The sequence below is a fragment of the Bacillus sp. AP50 genome, assembly GCF_040492675.1.
GTDB lineage: Bacteria > Bacillota > Bacilli > Bacillales > Bacillaceae_G > Bacillus_A > Bacillus_A cereus.
On record NZ_JBEUTW010000361.1, the window covers coordinates 1 to 1,960 of the forward strand.

Genomic DNA, 1,960 nt, shown 5'->3' on the forward strand with positions numbered 1-1,960 from the left:
TGTGTATAAGAGACAGCCTTCTAACTGGCTTGAGTGGATAGATAAATGTAGAGTAAGTATTACATGGGCTCCTCCGTTTGCATTCACTTTATTGAATGAATGTTCTCAAGATTTTGAGGATAAAAATTGGGATTTTTCGTGTGTTAGATATATTTTTAGTGGTGGACAGTCTATTATATATGAAAAAATTCAAGCATTTTTTAGTTTAATGGATAAATATGATCTGAAAATTGATTGTTTCTGTCCTCAATATGGAATGACTGAAGCTTGCGGCTCTATTACTTTTGGAGATAGTCAGTGGATATGGGATTATGTAGAAGTGGATTCGTCATTAGGTACAATAGAACATAAAAATTTAAATTATCCAGGTGTGAAGTGCTTGACAAACTTAGGAAGAAGTCTTCCGGGTTTACAAATTCGTATTGTTGATAAAAATGATCAATTAGTTAATGAGAAAAAAATCGGTAGAATACAATTAAAAGGACCCATGATTATAGATGGGTATTACTCTAATTTAGAGGAAAATTTAAAAACTTTTACATCTGATGGGTGGTTTAAAACTGGTGACATGGGTTTTTTATATCAAGGGAGATTAACATTAACTGGTCGTGAAAAAGACATTCTGATTATTAACGCTAAAAATTATTATAATTATGAGGTGGAGTCTATCCTTGAAGAAGTATATGGGATTGAGCCAACATATTTAGCGGTAGGTGGAGTGCAAAATCATATAGAAGAGAATGATCAGTTAATAGTCTTCTTTACACCAATGCATTTTGAGCTAGAGTTTAGTTGTTACGTAATTGAAGACATTAAAAAACATATCACACGCTACCTAGGAATACATCCTACTCATGTTATTCCTATACAGAAAGGTGAATTTCGGAAAACAGTGACAGGGAAAGTCCAGCGTTTAGGAATGATAGATGATTTTCAAAAGGGGAAATTTGACAGTATCTTAAATGAAATTTCTGAATATGCTTTGAAATTCACAGATGATTCATATTGTAATGAATTAATAACCATCGATTACCTTTCGAAAGAAGATGTTCCACGTGCAAAAATGTATATTGAATTGAAGGAATTTTTAAAAAAACAGTCTATTGATAATTTTTTTATTCAATTTAAACAGAAAGTTAATGCAATCAATAAGATTGATGATGCGTTAGAAAATCATAGCGATGGAATGTTGTTTAAACTAAAAAAAGTTTGGGAAAAAGTATTAAACACTAATGAAATTGGTTTAGAGGATCATTTCTTTCAAAAAGGTGGGGATTCATTAAAAGCATTTCAATTGGTTACGGCCTTGAATAAAGAACATGGAATTATAATTGGTATTAGTGATATTTTTCAGCATCCGACGTTAGAATCTTTATCAATGTTTGTGAATCAAAAGAGAAAAGTTGAAGCATTACAAGAAGTGCATCCGGTACCTCAATTAAGTAAGGAGAAATTTTATCCACTTAGCCCGTCTCAGAAAAGCCAATGGTTTGTCTATAAAACCAATCCTAATAGCCCGGTTTATACAACATCTGTTACTTTAAAATTTGATGGGAAGTTATCTGTAGATATTTTACAAAAAAGTATACAAGCAGTTATTGAGAGACATGAAGCGTTAAGAGTAAGATTTTGTTTGATCGACAATGAAGTTCGGCAATGGATAGATACATTCATTATTGAGCTACCAACTTTTGATCTATCTAACCTACCACCAGAAGAAAAGGGACAAGTCATAAAAGAGCATATAGAGAACGAGATAAATACTCCATTCTGTTTAGAGTCTGAAAAATTAATGCGAGTTAAATTGTTAAAATGTAAAGAAAGAGAACATATTTTGGTAGTATCTATTCATCATATTGTAGTTGATGGCTGGTCAGTAGAAGTTCTAATTAATGAAATATTAGCAAACTACAAATCTTTTTGCCAACACGAACCATCTGATTTAGAACCACTTCCTATA

The 1,960-nt window shown here is 31.7% G+C and carries 1 protein-coding gene; it reads left to right on the forward strand.

The features are described 5' to 3' along the window. Positions 1 to 1,960: condensation domain-containing protein (locus tag ABWK52_RS22350; RefSeq protein ID WP_353772138.1), on the forward strand; the 1,960-nt coding region annotated here is incomplete at both ends.